The organism is Nocardia sputi, from assembly GCF_023501985.1.
Map to the genome: position 1 here is coordinate 1 of NZ_JAMFLC010000018.1, position 17786 is coordinate 17786.

18 protein-coding genes are annotated in these 17786 nt (G+C 68.7%); 10 read left to right on the top strand and 8 right to left on the bottom strand.

Annotated features, from left to right (window positions below; genetic code table 11):
* Positions 1–184: 184 nt before the first annotated feature.
* The gene (locus M8859_RS22900) at positions 185–829 is read right to left on the bottom strand and encodes a DUF1003 domain-containing protein (RefSeq protein WP_159920404.1); all 645 of its coding nucleotides are present in this window, start codon (positions 827–829) and stop codon (positions 185–187) included.
* Between the two features lie 85 nt (positions 830–914).
* Positions 915–2195 carry a magnesium transporter MgtE N-terminal domain-containing protein gene (locus tag M8859_RS22905; RefSeq protein WP_159920406.1) on the bottom strand — a complete coding sequence of 427 codons (1281 nt, stop codon included), beginning with the start codon at positions 2193–2195 and terminating at the stop codon, positions 915–917.
* A gap of 62 nt (positions 2196–2257) precedes the next feature.
* Between M8859_RS22905 and M8859_RS22910 the strand changes: the two genes are divergently transcribed.
* The 3 genes from M8859_RS22910 to M8859_RS22920 are packed head-to-tail and all read left to right on the top strand — an operon-like array spanning position 2258 to position 4304.
* The gene (locus M8859_RS22910) at positions 2258–3214 is read left to right on the top strand and encodes an HpcH/HpaI aldolase/citrate lyase family protein (RefSeq protein ID WP_159920408.1); all 957 of its coding nucleotides are present in this window, start codon (positions 2258–2260) and stop codon (positions 3212–3214) included.
* A 12-nt stretch (positions 3215–3226) separates the two neighbouring features.
* Positions 3227–3718, top strand: a complete 492-nt coding sequence (locus tag M8859_RS22915) for a YflT domain-containing protein (protein WP_159920410.1) — start codon at positions 3227–3229, stop codon at positions 3716–3718.
* Between the two features lie 4 nt (positions 3719–3722).
* The gene (locus tag M8859_RS22920) at positions 3723–4304 is read left to right on the top strand and encodes a suppressor of fused domain protein (protein WP_195069546.1); all 582 of its coding nucleotides are present in this window, start codon (positions 3723–3725) and stop codon (positions 4302–4304) included.
* A 12-nt stretch (positions 4305–4316) separates the two neighbouring features.
* Here the strand turns inward: M8859_RS22920 and M8859_RS22925 are convergent, their stop codons facing one another.
* Positions 4317–5384, bottom strand: coding sequence for a magnesium and cobalt transport protein CorA (locus M8859_RS22925; RefSeq protein ID WP_249644802.1), 1068 nt, complete (start codon positions 5382–5384; stop codon positions 4317–4319).
* 84 nt (positions 5385–5468) lie between these two features.
* On the opposite strand from M8859_RS22925, the gene M8859_RS22930 reads away from it, so the two are divergent.
* The 4 genes from M8859_RS22930 to M8859_RS22945 all read left to right on the top strand — a co-directional run bounded on the left by M8859_RS22930 (position 5469) and on the right by M8859_RS22945 (position 9882).
* Complete coding sequence (locus M8859_RS22930) at positions 5469–6323, top strand: PHP domain-containing protein (RefSeq protein ID WP_159920414.1); 855 nt, start codon at positions 5469–5471, stop codon at positions 6321–6323.
* Positions 6320–6586 carry a hypothetical protein gene (locus M8859_RS22935; RefSeq protein WP_159920416.1) on the top strand — a complete coding sequence of 89 codons (267 nt, stop codon included), beginning with the start codon at positions 6320–6322 and terminating at the stop codon, positions 6584–6586. Before M8859_RS22930 ends, M8859_RS22935 begins: the two co-directional genes overlap by 4 nt.
* 51 nt (positions 6587–6637) lie before the next feature.
* Positions 6638–8179: an FAD-binding protein gene (locus tag M8859_RS22940; RefSeq protein WP_249644803.1), complete on the top strand. Its 1542-nt coding sequence runs from the start codon at positions 6638–6640 to the stop codon at positions 8177–8179.
* Positions 8180–8685: 506 nt separating this feature from the next.
* A complete protein-coding gene (locus M8859_RS22945) occupies positions 8686–9882 on the top strand; it encodes an NAD(P)-dependent malic enzyme (protein ID WP_159920420.1) in 1197 nt (398 codons plus the stop codon).
* A gap of 16 nt (positions 9883–9898) precedes the next feature.
* Here M8859_RS22945 and M8859_RS22950 read toward each other — a convergent pair whose 3' ends face one another.
* Genes M8859_RS22950 through M8859_RS22965 form a run of 4 tightly spaced genes read right to left on the bottom strand, consistent with a single transcriptional unit; the run spans position 9899 to position 13331 of the window.
* The gene (locus M8859_RS22950) at positions 9899–10615 is read right to left on the bottom strand and encodes an ABC transporter permease (protein ID WP_159920422.1); all 717 of its coding nucleotides are present in this window, start codon (positions 10613–10615) and stop codon (positions 9899–9901) included.
* A complete protein-coding gene (locus M8859_RS22955; protein ID WP_159920424.1) occupies positions 10612–11277 on the bottom strand; it encodes an ABC transporter permease in 666 nt (221 codons plus the stop codon). Before M8859_RS22955 ends, M8859_RS22950 begins: the two co-directional genes overlap by 4 nt.
* A 9-nt stretch (positions 11278–11286) precedes the next feature.
* The gene (locus M8859_RS22960) at positions 11287–12435 is read right to left on the bottom strand and encodes an ABC transporter ATP-binding protein (protein ID WP_249644804.1); all 1149 of its coding nucleotides are present in this window, start codon (positions 12433–12435) and stop codon (positions 11287–11289) included.
* Positions 12436–12446: 11 nt separating this feature from the next.
* On the bottom strand, positions 12447–13331 hold the full coding sequence (locus M8859_RS22965; RefSeq protein WP_249644843.1) for an ABC transporter substrate-binding protein: 885 nt from the start codon (positions 13329–13331) through the stop codon (positions 12447–12449).
* A gap of 240 nt (positions 13332–13571) precedes the next feature.
* Here M8859_RS22965 and M8859_RS22970 point away from each other — a divergent pair, with 240 nt between their 5' ends.
* From M8859_RS22970 to M8859_RS22980, 3 genes are all read left to right on the top strand, one after another.
* Positions 13572–14465: a glycine betaine ABC transporter substrate-binding protein gene (locus M8859_RS22970; RefSeq protein ID WP_195069541.1), complete on the top strand. Its 894-nt coding sequence runs from the start codon at positions 13572–13574 to the stop codon at positions 14463–14465.
* A 443-nt stretch (positions 14466–14908) separates the two neighbouring features.
* Positions 14909–15616 carry a PadR family transcriptional regulator gene (locus M8859_RS22975; RefSeq protein WP_195069584.1) on the top strand — a complete coding sequence of 236 codons (708 nt, stop codon included), beginning with the start codon at positions 14909–14911 and terminating at the stop codon, positions 15614–15616.
* A gap of 11 nt (positions 15617–15627) precedes the next feature.
* A complete protein-coding gene (locus M8859_RS22980) occupies positions 15628–17112 on the top strand; it encodes a DHA2 family efflux MFS transporter permease subunit (RefSeq protein ID WP_195069540.1) in 1485 nt (494 codons plus the stop codon).
* A 42-nt stretch (positions 17113–17154) separates the two neighbouring features.
* Here the strand turns inward: M8859_RS22980 and M8859_RS22985 are convergent, their stop codons facing one another.
* Positions 17155–17781, bottom strand: coding sequence for a Uma2 family endonuclease (locus tag M8859_RS22985; protein ID WP_195069539.1), 627 nt, complete (start codon positions 17779–17781; stop codon positions 17155–17157).
* Positions 17782–17786: the final 5 nt, after the last annotated feature.

Below are 17786 nucleotides of genomic sequence, written 5' to 3' on the forward strand. Positions count from 1 at the left end.
CGGCGCCGACACCCCCACCGGCGACTGCACCCCCGAACCACTCACCACCACACCAGCAACAACCAAAGCCGACACCGTTATCGGAGCAGATACACGCATTCGGCCACACCCAATCCCTCGACGTCGTGGGAGCGGCCGTCCGGGACATCCCCTGTCCGGGCCGCTCTGGACAACGTTGTCCAGGTTACCCACCAGTCAGGTCGTTGTTCGGTATTTCCGGTTGATCACTGGTTACCGAAGGGGGAATAGGTGCTGTAGCGGGCTTTCTGCCGGAGCTTTTTTTGCGGCCGCCCTTTCCGGAGCTTTCGATCTCGTGAGCCGGGGATTCGGCGGACTCGATCCGGTCCAGAATCCCTTTCAGCTCTTCCAATTCCCGGCGCAGGTAATCGCGGGTGGCCACTTCGCCGACCGCGATGCGTAATGCCGCCAGTTCGCGGGCCAGAAACTCGGTGTCCGCCTTGGTTTGAGCGGCCCGCATCCGGTCCTCCTCCAGGGCGACCCGGTCCCGGTTGTCCTGCCGGTTCTGCGCGAGCAGGATCAGTGGCGCCGCGTAGGCGGCCTGGGTGGAAAAGGCCAGATTCAGCAGGATGAACGGGTACGGGTCCCAGCGCAGCGCGACCACGAAGACGTTCAACAGGATCCAGACCAGCACCAGGATCGTCTGGACCGCCAGGTACCGCCCGGTGCCCAGGAATCGCGCCACCCGCTCGCTGCTGCGGGCCAATGCCTCGGCGTCCCACTCGAACCGGAACCGGCCTTCCACCGGCGTCTCCAGACGCTGGCGCGCCCTGCTGGGACCGAGCCGCCCGCCCGGGTCGTTCTCGGTCATGCTCCGTCCTTCCGGGCGCGAGCGCTCCTGTGGGCCCGGCCGCTCACACTGTGCCGTCCGGGGGCGTGCGCGGGGTCCCGCGTGGTCATGCCGAGCCCCTCTCGTCGGTCTCTGCCTGGTCGCGCCAGTCCTCGGGCAGCAGGTGGTCGAGGACGTCGTCGACGCTGACCGCGCCGAGCAGGTGGTTCTCCTCGTCCACCACCGGTCCGCAGACCAGGTTGTAGGTCGCGAAGTACCGGGTCACCGCGGCCAGCGGAAGTCCGGGGCGCAGCGGCGACAGGTCGGTGTCGAGGATGCCGCCCACCAGGTGGGCCGGTGGTTCGCGCAGTAATTGCTGGATGTGCACCGAACCCAGATAGCGCCCGGTGGGCGTCGCGGTGGGCGGACGGACCACGAACACCATGGAGGCCAGCGCGGGGGTCAGGTCCGGGTTGCGCACCCGCGCCAGCGCCTCGGCCACCGTGGTGGACGGTGTCAAGATCACCGGCTTCGGGGTCATCAGGCCGCCCGCACTGTAAGGAGAGTGCTCGAGCAACCTGCGCACCGGTTCGGACTCCTGCGGGTCCATCAAGGCGAGCAGCGATTCGGCCTCGCCCTCGGGCAACTCGCCCAGCAGGTCGGCGGCGTCGTCGGGGTCCATCGCCTCCAACACGTCGGCGGCCCTGCGCACCTCCAAGTGGCTGAGCAGTTCGACCTGCTCGTCGTCGGGGAGTTCCTGCACCACGTCGGCCAGGCGCTCGTCGTCCAGCGCGACGGCCACCTCGATCCGCCGCTTCTCCGGCAGCTCGCGCAGTTGTTGCGCCACGTCGGCCGCGCGCATGCCCTCGAACTGTTCCAGCAGCTGGGTGACGTCCTGCCCCGGCCGGTCGATCTCGTTGGGCGTCAGGCCGGACACGACGGTCCAGTCCACGACGTGCACCGTGCGCCTGCGGCCGAGCCTGCGGTGCCCGCGCACCGCGACCCGGGTGACCAGCCAATCCCGGGACCGGGTCTGTTCGATGCCCAGATCGGTCACATGGACGTCCACGCCCGCCAGATCCGGCAGGTCGGGGTCCTCGACCCGCACCATCGAGTCGACGATCTGCGCCAGAGCGAGCATCTCGCCCGGTCGCTGGGTGAAACGTCGCAGGCTGACCGTCCCGGTGTTCAGCGTGACCACCCCGGGTTCGATCGCCGTGACCCGCAGGATCGGCACGAAAATACGCCGCCGGGTGAGCAATTCGACGACCAGGCCGTGCACGCGGGGCTGCCGGCGATCGGAGCGGACGGCCACGACGACGTCACGTATCCGGCCGATAGACTCGCCGTCCGGTCCCAGCACCGCCAACCCGGCCAGCCTGGCGACGTACACCCTGGTAGCTGCCATGCTGCCAGGCTAGAGGTTCGCGGGCGGGTGTTCGCACCCCGCCACGATCGACGGGAGTGATCATGAAGCTGCGCCGTTCGGTGCTCGCCTGTCCGGGCAGCAACCCGAAGATGATCGAGAAGGCCAAGACGTTGCCCGTCGACGAGGTGTTTCTCGATCTGGAGGACGCGGTCGCGCCGGTCGCGAAGGCGCAGGCGCGGGCGAACATCGTCGCGGCGCTCAACGACTCCGGGTGGGGAGCGCAGCTGCGCGTGGTCCGGGTGAACGACTGGACCACCGAATGGACTTACGCCGACGTCATTTCCGTGGTCGAGGGCGCGGGCGCGGCGCTGGACGCGATCCTGCTGCCCAAGGTGACCGACGCGGGCCAGGTGCGCGCGCTGGACCTGCTGCTGACCCAGCTGGAGAAGGCCTGCGGCCTGGAGGTCGGCCGGATCGGTATCGAGCCGCAGATCGAGAACGCGCTGGGGCTGCGCAACATCGACGCGATCGCCACCGCCGCCTCCCGGGTGCAGACCCTGGTCTTCGGCCCGGCCGACTTCATGGCCAGCATCAACATGCGCACCCTCGTGGTCGGCGAGCAACCGGAGGGCTACGACACCGGCGACGCCTATCACCACATCCTGATGACCATCCTGCTCGCCGCCCGTGCCCACGGCCTGCAGGCGATCGACGGCCCGTACCTCCAGATCCGGGACGTGGAAGGCTTCCGGCGGGCCGCCGCGCGCACGGCCGCGCTCGGGTTCGACGGCAAGTGGGTGCTGCACCCCGGGCAGATCGAGGCGGCGAACGAGATCTTCAGCCCGCGCCAATCGGACTACGACCGGGCCGAGGAGATCCTGGACGCCTACGCCTTCCACACCTCCGCGGCGGGTGGCGCGCGCGGCGCGGTGATGCTCGGCGACGAGATGATCGATGAGGCCAGTGCCAAGATGGCCCAGGTGATCGCGGAGAAGGGTCGAGCCGCCGGAATGACGCGCACCACGCGTTTCACACCACCGCGGGTTGCGTCGGAATAGCAGAATGGAACCATGACGAATCCCTTGGGGAACTCGAGCCGTGCGCGGCAGGGCCTCCCGACGCCCCCTTCGGGCTGGCCGGTCGGCTCCTACCCGACCTATGGCGAGGCGCAGAAGGCGGTCGACTATCTGGCCGACAACCAGTTCCCGGTGCAGGACGTGACCATCGTCGGCGTCGACTTGATGCAGGTCGAGCGGGTGCTGTATCGGCTGACCTGGGGCAAGGTGATCGGCGGCGGCGTGGTGTCGGGCGCCTGGCTCGGCCTGTTCCTGGGTCTGCTGCTGAGCCTGTTCACCACCAGCGGCGCGTTCGGCCCACTGCTCGTTGGCCTGGTCGGCGGCATCATCTTCGGCGTCATCTCGACCTCGATCCCGTACGCGGCGACCAAGGGTCAGCGCGATTTCGCGTCCACCATGCAGTTGGTGGCCGGCCGCTACGACGTGCTGTGCGATCCGAAGTCGGCCGAACAGGCGCGGGATATGCTCGCGCGGCTGGCGATCTGACGCAATGGAAGTGCTGGAGAAGGTCCGCACCGAGGTGCTGGGCCATTTCGGCGTGGACGCCGCGAGTGTCGACGCCGCGTCGGTCACTTTCCTGGGCTTGGAGCCGATCGAGATCTTGCGCATCGTCGACGGCGACCTGGTGCATTACGTGACACTGGGCGGCAGTAGGCATCCGATGGGCGATCCCACCGCCGTGCACGCCGATCCGGTGCGCGGCCCGCGCGCGGAACTGATCCTGACGCTGCGGTCGGGCGTCGGCGCCAATTCTGGCCTGGCCAAGTCGCTCGGCGTGCTCGCCGCCGCGCCGGTCGTGGAAGGTGTTGTGCTGCAAGCGGACGCGTTGATGGACCTGGGCGAGCCGATGTGGCGCGACGCGCCGTTCACCGCGGTTCTGCTCGGCGACAGCGACATCCCGGCCGTGGCGCTGCCCGAACCGGCCGAGCCGGTGCGGTATTTCGCGGTGACGCCGGTGACCGCGACGGAGGCGGCATGGGTACGGGTCCGCGGCGCGCAGGCGTTGCGGGAGGCCTGGCAGGAGGCGGGAATCGACGTGCGCGACCCGAGACGCGGCGCCGCCAGCCTGTGATCCGTCGCCCGGCTACAGCCACTTGTTGCGGCGGAAGGTGAAGAACAAGCCCGTGCAAATGGCGAGGATGATCAGCCACACCGCGGGATAACCCCACACCTGATGCAATTCGGGCATGTGGTCGAAGTTCATCCCGTAGATGCCCGCGATCATCGTCGGCACCGCCGCGATCGCGACCCACGCCGAGATCCTGCGCATGTCGGTGTTCTGTTGCACGCTGATCCGGGCCAGAGCGGCGCTGATCAGCGCGCTCAGCGCCTCGTCGAAGTCGTTGATCCGTTCCGCCACGGCGGCATGCTGCTCGGCGACGTCCCGTAGATAGCGCCGGACCTCCTCGGGCACCGGCAGATCGAGTTTGTGACCGAGCTGTTCCAGCGGCACGGCGAGCGGATTCACCGCGCGCCGCAACTCCACGACCTCGCGCTTGAGCTGGTAGATGGATTCCACGGTGACACTGCCGCGCGGGGTGAAGATCTCCTCTTCCATCTCGTCGATGTCGTCCCCGACCGACTGGGCCACCTCGATGTAGGAGTCCACCACCCGGTCGGCGATCGCGTGCAGCACCGCACTGGGGCCGAGCCCTAGTTGCGCCGGGCTGGCCTCCAACGCCTTGCGCACCTCGGCGAGCCCGGAGTGCTCACCGTGCCGGACTGCGACCACGAACTCGGGCCCGGTGAACACGATGATCTCGCCGGTCTCCACGATCTCGCTGACGCTGTCCCGTTCGTGCTCGACATAGCTGACCGTGCGCAGCACCAGCAGCAGCGAATCGTCGTAACGTTCCAGTTTCGGCCGCTGGTGCTGCTCCAAGGCGTGTTCGGTGGCCAGTTGGTGCAACCCGAGCGCGTCGGCGATATCGGCCATCTGCGTGCGGTCCGGGTCGTGCAGCCCGATCCAGACGAATCCGTTCTCCTCCCGGGCCCTGGCGAGGGCCGCCTTGTGGGTGAACCTCCCCGGCAGGCACTCGCCGTCCACGTACACCGCGCAGTCGACGATCGCCTGCGCCGTCGGAACCGGGATGAACCGCTGCTCCGGCCGCGATGGCGTCCGGCCGGACCCGCGAAGCGAAAAGGACGGCACGCTGACGATGCTACGTCGCAGCAGGATGCGGGATCATCGCCTGCGCGTGCGGGAGTACCTCGCCGCACTGTAAGACTTGAAGGCGTGCGCATCGACCTGCATACCCATTCGACCGCGTCCGACGGCACCGACACTCCGGCCGAACTCGTGCGGAACGCGGCCGCCGCGGGCCTGGACGTCGTCGCGATCACCGATCACGACACCACGGCCGGATGGGCGGAAGCGGTCGAGGCGCTCCCGAAGGGGATGACGCTGGTCCGCGGTATGGAGATGTCCTGTGTCGGCCTGGGCGAGGACGGCTGGCCGGTGCCCGTGCATTTGCTGGCCTACCTGTTCGATCCGACCCACCGCGGCTTCGCCGAGGAACGCGAGCGGCTGCGCGCCGAACGAGTGGAGCGGCTGCGCGCCATGGCCGAGCGCATGGCGGCCGACGGACTGCCGATCGATCCTGATGCCGTGCTGGCCTCGGCCGGACCCTCCGCGGGCCGCCCGCATCTGGCCCGTGCGCTGGTCGCCGCCGGTGTGGTGCCGAGCGTGGACGCGGCGTTCGACGAATTGCTCGCTCCGCACGGCCGCTACTACGCCGAGAAGGCCGACACACCGTTGCGTCGTGCGGTGCGGATGATCGCCGGCGCGGGCGGGGTCAGCGTTCTGGCGCACACCAGGGCGCGCAAGCGGGGCAGGCTGCTGGCGCTCGACGACATTCGCGAGCTGGCCGCGCTCGGACTCGGCGGCCTGGAGATCGCGCATCCGGACCACTCCGCGGCCGACCGCGAGCTGCTCACCGATCTCGCCGCCGAACTCGGCCTGCTCACCACCGGTTCGTCGGACTACCACGGCGCGAACAAGACCATCCGGCTCGGTGAGTTCACCACCGAGCAGGCGCAGTTCGAGAAGCTGGTCGGCAAGGCATCGGGCGTGCCGGTGATCGCCTCGTGAGACTGGTGCGCGGACTCAGCGGCATCGTCGCCGGGGGCACAGTGGTGGGCACGCTGGTGGTGGTCGGCGCCGCCGTCGTCGCGGACCGGCGCGGGTTCCCGGGCCCGGGCGGCGAATCGGTCGCCTGGCATGTGGCCGCCGCGGTGGTCGCCCTCGCGGCGCAGATCTATTCGGATCGACATCGGGGTTCGGCCGCTTTTATCGGATCCATGGTTGTTTTTCTGGCTGCTGGACTTTTGCTGTGGACGCAATGGTGGAGCTGACAATCCCGCTTTGGTTGCGGACGGATGAATTGTGGCCGAACATTTTTCTTTGTGACTGAAATCGAGACGGACGTACTGGTTATCGGCGGTGGTCCCGCCGGTATCCAGGCGGCCGTCTCGGCCGCTTCGACGGGTGCCACCGTCGTGCTGGTCGACAAGGCGCGATGCGGGTCGAGCGGACCGACCGCGTACAACACGATCTCGTTGTGGCACATCCCGCCCGGCCCCGCCCGGGAGGAGGCGGTGCGGCGCGGGCACGCGCACGGCGGCGGGCTGGGCGACCCGGACATGATGCACCGCGTGCTCGAGGAGACCCACCAGCGCGTCGAGCAATGGGCGCGGTGGGGTTATCGGATCGCCGGTGATCCCAAGCTCCCGGCGGCGCGGCGAATCTGTCTGGACGGCCCCGCTCACCTGCGTCGCATGCGCCGCAGGGTGCGCGAAGCAGGGGTGCGTGTGCTCGATCACCATCCCGCCTTGCGGTTGCTCGTCGACCGCGACGGTGTGGTGGCGGGCGCCGCCGGGCTGAGCAGTCAGGACGGGTTCCGGCGCTGGACCGTGCGTGCCGGCGCGGTCGTGGTCGCCACCGGGGGCTGCGCGTTCCTGTCCGGCGGCGCCGGCACCGACGTGGACACCGGCGACGGTCTGTTGTTCGCCGCGGAAGCGGGCGCCGAACTGTCGGGGATGGAGTTCTCTTGTGCCTACAGCTTGATCGCGCCGGGGAAGCCCGAGGCGACCGCACTGCGGAGTCTCGCGCTGCGCTTCGCCACTCTCTACGACGAATCCGGCGCCGAGCTGCCGGGACATCGCTCGGCGGCGCTCGCGGCCGTCGCCGAAGGTCGCCGGGTATTCGCCGCACTGGACGACGTGCCGACCGCCGTTCGATCCCGGCTGGCGCGTCACGGACTCGCCGACCGCGCCGAGCGGGTGCCGCTGCGTGCGGTGCTGGACGGCACCGTGCGCGGCACCGGGGGACTGCGCGTCACCGGACCGGAGTGCGCGACGACCGTCGCGGGCCTGTTCGCCGCGGGGGACGTCGCCAGCCGCGAGTCGGTCACCGGCGCGGTCAGCGCCTACGGCGGGCTGGGCGCGGCGTGGGCGATCGCCTCCGGCGTCTGGGCCGGTACGAGCGCCGCGAAGTTCGCCCGCGCCGCAGATCAGCGCGCCCCGGCCCGCGAGGTGCCGGGAGCCGGGCTCGACGCCGTGGCCCGGATCGATCCGCGGGCGGTGATCGGTCTCGTGCAGGAGCACACCCTGCCGCTGCGACGCAGCTATTGGCGCAGCGCGGGCAGCCTGCGCGACAGCATCGGCGAACTCGACGGGATGTGGCCCGGCGCGGAATTCGACCTCGGCGGCAGCGGTGCCGACCTGCTGTATGCCCGGCAGGCCGCCGCCCTGCTCGCGGTGGCGCGATGGACGAAATACAGCGCGTTGATGCGCACGGAGAGCCGCGGCATGCACCGCAGGACCGATCATCCCGGCCCGACCGACCGCTGGCGGGTGCGACTGGTATCGGGCGGCGTGCGCAACGTGTGGGTGCGCCCGGATGTACCGTGGACGACGCCGGAGCAGTCCCGCGATATCGTCGCGTGAGGACGGGCCTACGCAGCGTAGCCGCGACCAGGTCTCACACCCTCGATGTCACAGGCCGTGCGACTGCTCACCGTTTGGCGCCCGTGAGCGGCGAGTTTCCCCTTACGTGAAGGTAATTCCGGCCCCCTAACGTTGGATGATGGAGCGCGACACGGCCCAGCGGGTAACCGGTTTGGCAACTCGCCCACCGGGCTGGCAGAATGTGTCGGATTCCTTACCTCCGCCACCGCCGGGTGAGGGAATCACGGAGGTCTCCAACTCGCCGACGTACCGTCGCGACCCACGAGATCACACCGCTTGTTCTATCCGGGCCCACCCGTCCGGTTCTGCTCCGCGGATCAGTGCCGCGCCCCGCCGTCGAGATATCGGCAAGCCGTGTTCGCTCGCTCGCAGCCGCCTCGAAACACACCGGTCAGCGCACTCGATGAGCGTAGTGAAACGACTTATACCCATTACCCGGTGGTAACCGTCCCCCGGTTTAGCCCGACCCGAGCAGGAGTGAAATCGTGTCACCTGTGACTGACGCACCGAATTCCACCGCAAGCCTGTCCGAAATCACAAACGACGAAATCTTCGCGGGACATCTCGGCGGCAAGCTCTCGGTCGAACTCAGTGCGCCCTTGGAGACCCAGCGCGACCTCTCGATCGCCTACACCCCGGGGGTCGCACAGGTCAGCCGCGCGATCGCGGAGGACGAGGCGCTGGCCAAGCGCTACACCTGGACCGATCGGCTCGTGGTCGTGGTCAGTGACGGCACCGCCGTGCTCGGCCTCGGTGACATCGGCCCGCGCGCCTCGCTGCCGGTGATGGAGGGCAAGGCGGCGCTGTTCAAGAAGTTCGCCGGGCTGGATTCGATCCCGATCGTGTTGGACACCAAGGACGTCGATGAGATCGTCGAGACGCTGATCCGCCTGCGCCCGAGTTTCGGCGCGGTGAATCTGGAGGACATCTCCGCGCCGCGCTGCTTCGAGATCGAGAAGCGCGTCATCGAGGCGCTCGACTGCCCGGTGATGCACGACGACCAGCACGGCACCGCCATCGTGGTGCTCGCGGCCCTCAACGGCGCCGCCAAGGTGCAGGGCCGCGGCATCGAGGGGCTGAAGGTCGTGGTGTCCGGCGCGGGCGCCGCCGGTGTCGCGTGCACGAACATCCTGCTCGCCGCGGGCGTCCGGGATGTCACCGTGCTCGATTCGAAGGGCATCGTCAACTCCGAGCGCGGCGACCTCAACGAGGTGAAGGCCGAGCTGGCCACCCGCACCAACCCGCGCGGTCTCGCCGGTGGCGCGGCCGAGGCGCTGGCGGGCGCCGATGTGTTCCTCGGCCTGTCCGCCGGTCTCATCGCCGAGGAGCTCATCGCCTCGATGGCGCCGGAGTCGATCGTGTTCGCCATGTCCAACCCGGACCCGGAGATCCACCCCGAGGTGGCGCGCAAGTACGCCGCGATCGTCGCCACCGGCCGCAGCGACTTCCCGAACCAGATCAACAACGTGCTGGCGTTCCCCGGCGTCTTCAAGGGCGCGCTGGACGCGGGCGCCCGGCGGATCACCGAAGGCATGAAGATCGCCGCCGCCGACGCCATCCTGAGCGTCGTCGCCGACGAACTCGGTCCGGACAAGATCGTCCCCAGCCCGCTGGACCCGCGGGTCGCCCCGGCCGTCGCCGAGGCGGTCGCGGCCGCCGCCCGTGCCGAGGGCGTCGCGTAACGTCACCGCACAACGATCAGCTGAAAGGCGCCCGCTCTGCCTCGAGCGGGCGCCTTTTCGGTTCGATGAGCCGCAACCGACCGGTTCCCGGTGCGCAGGCCCACACGGCGAACGCCAGCAGGCCGTCCAGCACCATCGCCAGCATCGCAACCAGCAGCGCACCCACCAGCACCCGGTCGTACCGGTAGAGGCTGATGCCGTCGAAGATGTACCGGCCCAGACCGCCGAGGTTGACGTAGGCGGCGATCGTCGCGGTGGCCACCACCTGGAGGGTGGCACCGCGCAGGCCGGTGAGCAGGATGGGCAGCGCGTTGGGCACCTCCACCCGGAACAGGATCTGTCGCTCGGTCATGCCCATGGCGCGTGAGGCGTCCACGACATCGGCGGGCACGTTCGCGATTCCGGCGTACGCGCCCGCCAGCAGTGGGGGAATGCCCACCGTGACCAGGGCCAGCAGTGGCGGGATCAGGCCGAGGCCCAGCAGCAGCACCAGGAACGTCAGCAGACCGAGGGTCGGCAGCGCGCGCATGGCGTTGGCGAAGCCGACCAGCACCGCCGCTCCGCGCCGGGTGTGCCCGATGACCAGGCCGAGGGGGACCGCGATCACCGCCGAGACGGCGATGACCAGGAAGCTGTACCACAGGTGCTGGGCGATGCGGGTCCCGATTCCGGACGGACCGCTCCAGTTGGCGCCGTCGGTGAAGTAGTGCCAGGCGTCGAGGAAAAGATTCATGCGGCGCCTTTCGCCTTCGCGCTCTCGGCACCCGCGCGCACCCACGGCGTCGACCAGCGGCCCACGGCGTACACCGCGCGGTCGGCGACCAGCGCGAGTGCGAGCGTCACGATGATGCCCGCGATGATCTCGTCCGGGTAGTCACGCTGGTAGCCCTGGGTGAACAACTTGCCAAGTCCGCCGACGCCGATCAGCGCGCCGACCGACACCATCGCGATATTGGTCACCACCACCACGCGCAGGCTGGACACGAAGACCGGCACGGCCAGCGGCATGTCCACGGTGAGGGTGCGCCGCAGCGGCCCGTAGCCGACCGCGTCGGCGGCGTCGAGCACCGCGGCGGGCACCGCGTCCAAGGCGGCCGGGACCGCGATCACCAGCAGCGCCGTCGAATAGATGGTGAGCGCGATGATCACGTTCAGCGGATCGATGGCCGAGATTCCCACCAGCGGAGGAATGATCACGAACAGCGCCAGCGACGGAACGGTGTAGGCCAGGCTCGCGGCGGTCACCGTGACCCGCCGCAGCCACGACACCCGCCGTACCAGCGCGCCGACCGGGATCGCGATCACCAGAGCCAGGAGCAGCGGCGCCAGCGCGAGATAGAGATGGGTCGCGGTGAATCCCATGATCTCCGGGAAATTCTCGACGAGATATCGCATCGCACTCGCTCACGTCACTTGTTCTTCGAAGAAGTGCCGGTTGCGTTCGGCGTCTTCGCGCGCGCGTTGCCCGGCCAGCTGCGCGAGCACCTCGGTGGCCAGCACGCCGCCACGGACCGCGCCCTCGTCGTCCACGGCTACGCCGATCCCCGATGGGGAGGAGATCGCGGCGTCCAGGGCCTGGCGCAGGTCACCGGTCGGGGTGAACAGTGAGCCGCCTGCCGACATGCTGTCGGCCAGCGCGCGACCCGCGCGCAACCCCTCGACCCCGGTGACGTCCATCCACCCGACCGGCTTGTTCCGCGCGTCCACCACCAGCACCCACTCGCCCGCGTCCAGCCGCATCCCGCGCACTTCGTCGGCGAGGGCCGCCCGGATCTCATGCAACGGAACATCGTTCGCGGTTCGGAAGGACAACCCGCGGTAACCGCGGTCACGGCCGACGAAGTCGGCGACGAAATCGGTGGCAGGCTGCGCCAGCAGGCGTTGCGGCGGATCGTTTTGCTGCAGCACACCGCCGCGACCGAACACCGCCACGCGATCGCCGAGCGTGATCGCCTCATCGATGTCATGGGTGACGAACACGATGGTCTTGTGCAATTCGGCTTGCAGCCTTTGCATTTCGACCTGCAATTCGGCCCGCACCACCGGGTCGACGGCACTGAACGGTTCGTCCATCAGCAGGACCGGCGGGTCCGCGGCAAGCGCGCGGGCCACGCCGACGCGCTGCTGCTGACCGCCCGACAGCTGTGCCGGGTATCGCCCGGCCAGCGAGCGGTCCAGACCTACCCGGTCGAGTACCTCGAGCGCCGCGGCGCGGGCCGCTCGGCGGGAGTCCCCACGCAGCACAGGCACGGTCGCGACATTGTCCACGACCGTCCGGTGTGGCAGCAGGCCGCCGCTCTGGATGACGTAGCCGATCCCGAGGCGCAGCCGGACCGGGTCGACGGTCGAAGTGTCTCGTCCCGCGATGGTGATCGTTCCCGAGGTCGGGACGATCATGCGATTGATCATCCGCATCGAGGTCGTCTTCCCGCAGCCGGAGGGGCCGACGAACACGGTGAACGATCCCGATTCGATGCGCAGATCGAGGTCGGTGACGGCGTGGGTGCCGTCCGGATAGATCTTGCTGATACCGGAGAACTCGATATCGGACAACGAATTTCCTCCTAGGCCACCGGCTTGTTCAGCCCTTTGGCGGCGACCCAGGCCGCGGCGGCGGCCTTCGGCTCGGTCTTGCCCGCGCCGGAGACCGCCTCGTTCAGTTCGATCAGCTCGGCGGTCGTGAGCTGGGCCGATACCGCGTTCAGCGCCGCGAGCAGCTTGTCCGACTTCTTGCTCGCGTTGAACAGCGGAACGACGTTCTGCGCGGGGAAGTTGTGCTTCGGGTCTTCCAGCACCACGAGGTCGTTCTGCGCGATGGCGGGGGAGGTGGTGAAGATGTTGGCCGCGGTCACCTGGCCCTCGACCAGCGCGCGCACCGTGGCGGGACCGCCGCCGTCGGCGATCGGCACGAAATTGTTCGCGGCGATGGCGAGGTCGTAGTTCTTCTTCAGCCCGGGCAGTCCCCCTGCCCGCTCCTGGAATTCGGCGGGCGCGCCGAACTTCACCTCTGCCGAGTGCGGGGCCAGATCCGCGATCGTGCGCAGGTTCCAGCGCTGGGCGGTGGCGCGGGTGACCACCACGGCGTCCGAATCCTGCCCGGGCGCGGGTGTACCGATGGCGAGATCGGAACCGAGCGCCTTGCCGAGCGCGCTGTCCACGTCGGCCGCGCTGGTCGCGGTGGCGTTCTTGTCCAGGTACTGCAGCAAGTTGCCGGTGTACTCGGGGATCACCGAAATGGCGCACTTCCGCAATGCCGGTATGTAGGCTTCGCGGCTGCCGATGTCGAGCTTGGTGTCGACGGTGAATCCATTGGCGCGCAATACCTCCGCGTACACGTTGGCCACGGTCTCGGACTCCGGGAAGTTCGCCGAACCGACGATCAATCCGTCCCCCGAACAGCTGCCGCCGGTGGCGAGCGGATCGGAAGTGCCACAGGCCGAGAGGACCATCGCGACGGCGAGTGCCGAGGAGGCGGCGAACACTCGGGCGGCGCGCAGCGTCACGCGCAGAGCGGGGCGCCGGGGCGCGGCGGCGGCGGTGCGGGTGGATTTCACGGCAGTCCTTCCGACATGACGGCGGTGCGCGATCTCGGCTCCGCACGGCCGCCGGTACATTCTGGGTGTCCATACTGCCCGCTTGCGGGTCTTTGTGTCGGCCGTGTCGATTCGTCGGAGAGGTGGTGGCGCCGGATGGTGTCGGCCCCGTCACAGCGGGTTCTGGCTCGCTTGCTGGTCGTCGCTTCCGTCGCGCTGGTGGTGTCCTGCGGGAACGACGAATCGCCCGCGCCGTCGATCACCGTCGGCGCGGGCGATTCGGTGGAGTCCTCGGTGCTCGCCGAGATCTATGCGGGCGCGCTGGCGCGTACCGGCGCGCGCACCGCGGTCGCTCCCCGTCTCGGCGGCCGGGCGGACTACCTCGCCGCGCTCGACGCCGACCGGGTCCAGGTGGTCGGTGAGCACGCCGGGGCGTTGCTGGCCCACTTCGACGAACACGCGTCGGTTCGCCTGCCGAAGGAGGTGGCGAGCGCGGTGAGCGCCGCACTGCCCGAGGGGCTGGTGGTCTCCGACCTCGCCGACGGCGCCGATCTGCGGCCGCGGGTGCTGCTCACCGCGCAGGCGGCGGCGCACGACAAGGTGCGTTCGGTGGGCGATCTCGCGCCACACTGTGGTGCGCTGACCGTCGGTGTGGCAGCCACGCCGGGCCTGCTGCCGTCTGCGGGCAAGGATCGCGTCACCGGATGCGACTTCGCTGCCACCGTAGCGTTCCCCGACCCGGCTGCGCTGCGAAAAGCGCTGCTGGCCGGTGAGGTCCAGGCCGGTTTGCTGAGCGGTCCACTCGAACTGGCGCCCGGCGCGGCGGACGGTCTGACCGTGCTGTCCGACGATGGTTATGCCGTGCGGGCCGAGAACGTCCTGCCGCTGTTCCGCAAAGGTCTGCTGGACCAGCGACAGATCAAGAAGCTGAACTATGTGGCGGGCGAGCTGACGACGGACGAACTGGCAGCCATGATCCGTCGTGTCCGGGACGAGGGCGCCGCGCCGGGGGACGTCGCGCGCGCCTGGTTGGATGACCACGCGTTGTAGATGTTCGTCACCCGGCCGACTCGCCCTCGATGGGGGCCGGGTATTTACACCGGCCGCCGAGGCGAGTGCTGTCGGAAATCGAGCGATAGATGTCGCATGCGACAATGCCGCTGACCTGAGGCTGGGCATAGTGTTCTCACTGGGTTCGTAGACGGCCCGGTGACATCCTCGCCCCGCTCCCGCACCGGCAATGGCGCCGATACGGGTCGCCGACGTTGTCGACCTTGCGACGGGGCGGATCGAGAGGCCATCGAGAGATCACACCTCGATGGCCTCTCGTCGTTTGTGTGTGCACTATCACCGGTCGCACAGCCTTGTCCGGCGGTTGTTCCGCACCGTATATTCCGCGTGGAATATTTCGCACGGAGCATGCCGGCGTCGCCCGCTGATGTCCGGGCAGCGAGCAGGCTCGGCGCTTGTCGAGACCGAGAGGTGATCAGGTGATGGGGCAAGGGCAGGAGCATTCGACGGTGACGCCGTTGGGTATCGCCGTGCTCGCGCTGCTCGAGGAGCGGCCCATGCATCCGTACGAGATGTTCCAGACGCTGATCGCGCGGCGGGAGGACAAGCTGGTCAAGGTACGGCCCGGTTCGCTGTATCACACCGTGTCCCGGCTGGCCGATCAGGAACTGGTCCGCGCCGAGGGCGTCGATCGAGCCGGAAACCGGCCCGAACGCACCACCTACCGGATCACCGGGCGCGGCAAGGACGCGCTGCGTAACCGGATCGCCGAGATCGTGCGACGACCCGTGCCGGAGTACCCGATCTTCCCGGTGGCGCTGGGTGAATTGCACAACCTGCCCAAGCCGGAGGCGATGGCGCTGCTGCGGGAACGAATCGGCGTATTGGAAATCGAACTGGCCGACACCGACATGCTGAGCGCGTGGGCCGAAGAGCACGCCGTTCCCCGCCGCTACTGGATCGCGCTGCCCTATCTGCGGGCGATGCTCGCCGCCGAACTCGCCTGGGTCGTCCAGTTCACCGGCGAGTTGGACAGCGGCGCACTCGAATGGGAGGACTTCGCCCCGGCGACCGGCGCCCGCTCCGACGACGGCGACACCGGGTCGGTGGCCGGATCCACCGCATCGCGGTCGGTGCCGGGCGGCGCCGAGGCGAACTCCGTGCAGAGCTTTTCGAATAATCCGAGTTAGGAACGAACTACATGTCCACCCAACGCAATCCGTGGCCGGCGCTGCTGGCGCTCGTCGTCGGCTTCTTCATGATCCTGCTGGACATGACGATCGTCGCCGTCGCCAATCCCGCGATCATGACGAGCCTGCACGCCGACATCTCGCAGGTGATCTGGGTGACCAGCGCCTACCTGCTCACCTACGCGGTGCCGCTGCTGGTCACTGGGAGGTTGGGTGACCGATTCGGGCCCAAGAACATCTATCTGATCGGCTTGGCGGTGTTCACCGCCGCGTCGCTGTGGTGCGGATTGTCCGGCAGCATCGGCATGCTGATCGCCGCGCGCGCGGCACAGGGCATCGGCGCCGCGCTGATGACACCCCAGACCATGGCCGTGATCACCAGGACCTTCCCGCCGGACCGGCGCGGCGCCGCCATGGGTCTGTGGGGCGGCGTCGCGGGGCTGGCGACACTGGTCGGCCCGATCCTCGGCGGTGTGCTGGTGGACGGTCTCGGCTGGGAGTGGATCTTCATCGTCAACGTTCCGGTCGGCATCGTCGCCTTCGCGTTGGCGGTCTGGCTGGTGCCCGCGCTGCCGACCCATGAGCACAAGTTCGACATCGCGGGCGTGCTGCTCAGCGGCATCGGCATGTTCCTGCTGGTGTTCGGTATCCAGGAGGGCAACAGCTACGACTGGTCGTTGCGTATCTGGTTGCTGATCGGCGCGGGCATGGTCGTGCTCGCGGTATTCGTGGTCAACCAGGCCAGGAACAAGGGGGAGCCGCTGTTGCCGCTGAGCCTGTTCCGCGACCGCAACTTCGCGCTGTCGAATGCCGCGATCGCCGCGATGGGCGCGGCGGTGACCTCCCTGATGGTGCCGACCTACTTCTACCTGCAGGCCGTGCGAGAGATGTCACCGACCGAGTCCGCGCTGGTCTTCGCGCCGATGGCGATCGTGACCGGCGTCGCGGCCCCACTGGTCGGCAAGTTCGCCGACCGGCTGCACCCGAGGACCGTGCCCACCATCGGCTTCGGTCTGTTCGCGCTGTCGGTGTTCTGGTTCGCGGCGCTGATGCGACCGGACTCGTCGCTGGCGTGGTTCTTGGTGGCCGCAGGGCTGGCCGGCTTCGCCAACGCCTGCATCTGGGCTCCGCTGGCGACCATCGCCACCCACAACCTGCCGGTCCAGCAGGCCGGCGCCGGCGCCGGCGTCTACAACACCACTCGTCAGGTGGGCTCGGTGCTCGGCAGCGCGGCGATCGGCGCGCTGGTGGCGGCCCGTATGACGGCGAACGGGCTGGGCGGCGGCCCGGTCGCCGAGGGCGGCGCGGGGCAGGGCCCGATCCCGGAGGTCGTCGAAGTTTCCTTCAGCACCGCGCTCAGCCAGTCGACCCTGCTCCCGGCGGCCATCCTGCTCCTCGGCGTCGCCGCCTCGGCCCTGTTCATCCGCCACGGCGCGTCCGCTCGCGCCGGTGCACCGGGCTCGGTGAAACCGGTCGAGGCCGATCTCAGCAGTTGAGCCGTCGATGATGCCCGTCCGGAGGATGTCTCCGGGCGGCCATCAGCGTGCCAGCACTCCGAGTCTGCCCCAATCGATTTTTATCTCGATCGGTACATCGATGACAGTCGGTGTATCGGTCGGCTCCAGCTTCATATGCGGTCGATACTGACCGAGTACATGGTCGAGCACGTAGACCTCGATCGAATCGACGCGATTGTTCGACACCCAGGCGATCCAGTACCACGGGATCCCGGCCAGCGCATACTCCGCGAGCTTGTCGGCCGTGTCCACACGCTCGGTGCCTGGGGAAACAACTTCGATCACCAGCTTGACCAGCGAAGCGGGCAACGGCCGAAGTTCGGGCGGGGCACACTCGAACAGTGCGATGTCCGGCCGCCGAATCGTCACCCTCGGCAGCTCCCACAGCAGCACATCGAAATCCATATCGACGTCCAAGCAGCCATCACGGTATCGGTTGACGTGAGCTTCGGCAGCGGTCTCGACGAAGTCGGCTATCCGGCGAGCGGACTTCTGATGCGGCCGCGTAGGCGCCTCCGCGCGCACGGCTTCCCCGTTCACCACCTCGACCAAACGGCAGAAATTCTCGGGAAGCTTCTTCCAGATCTCCAACGTGATCGGCGCCGGCTGCAGGTTCTCTTCACGAGCCCAATCCAGAATCTCGGACAATGCCC

Coding starts and splice junctions, on each gene's coding strand:
- M8859_RS22980 (WP_195069540.1), top strand. CDS start 15,628: ATGTCCACCCAACGCAATCCGTGGCCGGCGCTGCTGGCGCTCGTCGTC.
- M8859_RS22970 (WP_195069541.1), top strand. CDS start 13,572: ATGGTGTCGGCCCCGTCACAGCGGGTTCTGGCTCGCTTGCTGGTCGTC.
- M8859_RS22950 (WP_159920422.1), bottom strand. CDS start 10,615: ATGAATCTTTTCCTCGACGCCTGGCACTACTTCACCGACGGCGCCAAC.
- M8859_RS22965 (WP_249644843.1), bottom strand. CDS start 13,331: ATGGTCCTCTCGGCCTGTGGCACTTCCGATCCGCTCGCCACCGGCGGC.
- M8859_RS22915 (WP_159920410.1), top strand. CDS start 3,227: ATGACGAATCCCTTGGGGAACTCGAGCCGTGCGCGGCAGGGCCTCCCG.
- M8859_RS22955 (WP_159920424.1), bottom strand. CDS start 11,277: ATGCGATATCTCGTCGAGAATTTCCCGGAGATCATGGGATTCACCGCG.
- M8859_RS22975 (WP_195069584.1), top strand. CDS start 14,909: ATGGGGCAAGGGCAGGAGCATTCGACGGTGACGCCGTTGGGTATCGCC.
- M8859_RS22900 (WP_159920404.1), bottom strand. CDS start 829: ATGACCGAGAACGACCCGGGCGGGCGGCTCGGTCCCAGCAGGGCGCGC.
- M8859_RS22920 (WP_195069546.1), top strand. CDS start 3,723: ATGGAAGTGCTGGAGAAGGTCCGCACCGAGGTGCTGGGCCATTTCGGC.
- M8859_RS22905 (WP_159920406.1), bottom strand. CDS start 2,195: ATGGCAGCTACCAGGGTGTACGTCGCCAGGCTGGCCGGGTTGGCGGTG.
- M8859_RS22910 (WP_159920408.1), top strand. CDS start 2,258: ATGAAGCTGCGCCGTTCGGTGCTCGCCTGTCCGGGCAGCAACCCGAAG.